The 3,122-nt window shown below is 74.6% G+C and carries 3 protein-coding genes; all 3 read left to right on the forward strand.

Annotated features, from left to right (window positions below; all coding sequences use genetic code 11):
- On the forward strand, nucleotides 1-1,891 hold a 1,891-nt coding region (locus tag CS2_RS18000; RefSeq protein ID WP_156442216.1), incomplete at its 5' end, for a chemotaxis protein CheA.
- The gene (locus CS2_RS18005; protein WP_046530129.1) at nucleotides 1,888-2,301 is read left to right on the forward strand and encodes a chemotaxis protein CheW; all 414 of its coding nucleotides are present in this window, start codon (nucleotides 1,888-1,890) and stop codon (nucleotides 2,299-2,301) included. The genes CS2_RS18000 and CS2_RS18005, both read left to right, overlap by 4 nt.
- A 151-nt stretch (nucleotides 2,302-2,452) precedes the next feature.
- A partial coding sequence (locus tag CS2_RS18010; protein ID WP_156442217.1) for an MCP four helix bundle domain-containing protein occupies nucleotides 2,453-3,122 on the forward strand: 670 nt, incomplete at its 3' end.

Here is a 3,122-nt window from a genome sequence, read left to right on the forward strand (position 1 = left end):
GTCGGCTGCGGCCGCCGCTCCCGTGGCCGACGCACCCGTGGCTCCCGCACCCGCCGTCGCGGCGCCCGCCGCCCCGGTGGCGCCCGCGCCGACGGCCCCAGCGGCCGTCGTCCCGCAGCCGCACCCCGCGCCCGAGCCGCCGGCCCCGGCGGCCGAGGCCGCCGAGGAGGTCGGCCACCTGCGCGTCGGCGACTCCGCGATCCGCGTCGACGTCGACCTGCTCGACGCGCTCATGCGCCAGGTGGGCGAGCTCGTGCTGGCCCGCAACCAGATCACGCGCCTGGCCGCCGCCGCGGACGACGTCACGCTCGTGCGCACGGCCCAGCGCCTCGACCTCGTCGCCGGCGAGCTGCAGGAGGGCGTCATGAAGACGCGCATGCAGCCCATCGAGCACCTGTGGTCCAAGATGCCGCGCGTCGTGCGCGACCTCGCGGCCACGTGCGGGCGCGAGGTCCAGCTCGAGATGTCGGGTGGCGACACGGAGCTCGACCGCAGCCTGCTCGAGGCCGTCAAGGACCCGCTCACGCACCTCGTGCGCAACGCGGTCGACCACGGCATCGAGGCGCCCGCGACGCGTGTCGCCGCGGGCAAGCCCGCCAAGGGCGTCCTCACGCTCCGCGCGTACCACGCGGGCGGCCAGGTCGTCGTCGAGGTCGCGGACGACGGCAAGGGCATCGACCCGGTCGTCGTCGGCGCCAAGGCGGTCGAGCGCGGGCTGCGCACGCCCGCGCAGGTCGAGGCCAGCGCGCCCGGCGACCTGCTGCAGCTGCTGTTCCTGCCCGGGTTCTCGACCGCGTCGGCCGTGACGAACGTGTCGGGCCGCGGCGTCGGCATGGACGTCGTGCGCACCAAGGTCGAGCAGGTCGGCGGCACGGTCGACGTCGAGTCGACCGTGGGCGTGGGCACCGTCTGGCGCCTGCGGATCCCGCTGACGCTCGCGATCATGCCCGCGCTGACGGTCGAGTGCGCCGGTGACGTGTACGCGGTCCCGCAGGTGAACCTGCTGGAGCTCGTCGCGCTCGACGCGCAGCGCGGCGGCACCGCGATCGAGCACGTGCACGACGCGCCCGTCTACCGGCTGCGCGGCGAGCTGCTGCCGCTCGTGTCGCTCACGGGCGTCCTGGAGATCCCCGACGAGGCGACCGAGGGGTCGAGCTCGGTGATCGCGGTCGTGCAGGCCGACCACCACCGGTTCGGGCTCCTGGTCGACCGGGTCCTCAACACCGAGGAGATCGTGGTCAAGCCGCTGTCGGCGCGCCTCAAGTCGATCGGCGCGTACGCCGGGGCGACGGTGCTGGGCGACGGTCGCGTCTCGCTGATCCTCGACGTGCAGGCCGTCGCGCGGCGCGCGCTGCACGGCGAGGTCGAGGCCGCGGCGCGCCGCGCGGGCGTCGAGGAGCAGCTCGACCACGCGGGCCGCGAGCAGGTGCTCGTCGTCGGCATCGGCGAGGGTCGCCACGTCGCGATGCCGCTGCAGCAGGTCACGCGCCTGGAGCACCTGCGCACCGACGAGGTCGAGCGCGTCGGCGGGCGGGAGGTCGTGCGCTACCGCGGCACGATCCTGCCGCTCGTGCGGCTCGACCGGATGCTCGGCGCGTACGGCGAGGAGGTCGACGAGCTGCTCGTGGTCGTGCTGACGCGCGGCACGCGGGCCGTCGGCCTGGTGGTCCGCGAGATCGTCGACATCCTCGAGGACCGCGACGACCAGCACTCCGACGTCGAGGACATGGGCCTGCTCGGGTCTACGGTGCTCGGCGGCCGCGTCGTCGAGCTGCTCGACGTGCGGTCGGCGGTCCTCGCCGCCGACGCGGCGTTCTACGACGAGCCCGCGCAGGACCCGGACGACGTGTCCGCGGTGCTGGGCTCCGACCTGGTGGGAGCGGCACGATGAGCCAGTACGTCACGTTCACGCTCGACGGCACGCTGTACGGCGTCGACGTGCTGCGGGTGCAGGAGGCGCTGCGCTCGCACACGCGCACGCGCGTCCCGCTCGCGCCCGCCGAGGTCGCCGGCCTGGTGAACCTGCGCGGGCAGGTCGTCCTCACCATCGACATGCGCACGCGCATGGGGCTGCCGCCGCTCGCGGGCGACGAGCCGATGATGGTCGTCGTGCAGGTCGCCGGCGAGCCGATCAGCCTGCTGGTCGACGAGATCGGCGACGTCGTCGAGGTCGGTCCCGACTCGTTCGAGGCGCCGCCGGACACGCTCGACCCCGCGATGCGCTCGGTCGTGCGCGGCGCGCACAAGCTCGACGGGCGCCTGCTGCTCGTGCTCGACGTGGACGAGGCCGTCGCGGCCTGACCCGCGTCACGGGCCGCACGGCCCCGCACCCCCCCTCGGACGGGAGGTGGACCCCACCGGGGTTCACCTCCCGTTCTGCTCACGACCCGCGCGCGTCCGCCGATGGAGCGGTGCCGGGGGGAGTCGAGCAGGGCAGGGCGAGGGAGCAGCCATGGACACCACCAGCACGCGCCGCCGCGGGCTTCTCGGACGGTTCGCGGACCTCTCGGTGCAGGTCAAGATCCTGTGCGTCGTCGGGCTCGTGGGGGCCGCGGCCATCGGCAACGGCGTGTACGCGTACGTCGAGATCGACGGCGTCGCGGCCTCGATGAACGAGTTCGTCGTCGTCGAGAACACGGTGGGCAGCGCGACCAGCGTCGTGCACGAGGACCAGCTCAAGGCCCGCATGATCGTCGCGCAGATCGCCGCGACGCGCGGCAACGAGCAGAAGCAGTGGGTCGCGCGGGTCGCGGCGAACGACGCCGAGATGAACGAGGCGCGCGCGGTCGTCGACGCGCACCCGCGGTTCCGGGACGACCCGCGGTGGCGGGACTTCTCCGACGGGCTCGACGCGTGGACGCAGGCCCGCGACACGACGATCGTGCCCGCGGCCCTGTCGGGTGACCCGGCCGCGTACGAGGCCGCGACCGACGACGTCAGCCAGCCGCTCATCGACGCGTACCTCGAGCACCTCGACGCGTTCGAGGCGGCGTTCGAGGAGTACCTCGCGTCCGCCGCGGCCGACGCGCAGCGCGACGCGGACCGCGTGGGCCTGGTCGTGCTCGTCGTCGCGTTCGGCGCGGTGCTGCTCACGGGTGCGGTCGCGGCGGGCGTGGCCCGCC

The organism is Cellulomonas iranensis NBRC 101100 = JCM 18110, from assembly GCF_001552375.1.
GTDB classification, from domain to species: Bacteria; Actinomycetota; Actinomycetes; order Actinomycetales; family Cellulomonadaceae; genus Cellulomonas; species Cellulomonas iranensis.

What these genes read in the sequence shown, in the direction of transcription:
- CS2_RS18005 (WP_046530129.1), top strand. Translation starts at nt 1,888, where the DNA reads ATGAGCCAGTACGTCACGTTCACGCTCGACGGCACGCTGTACGGCGTC.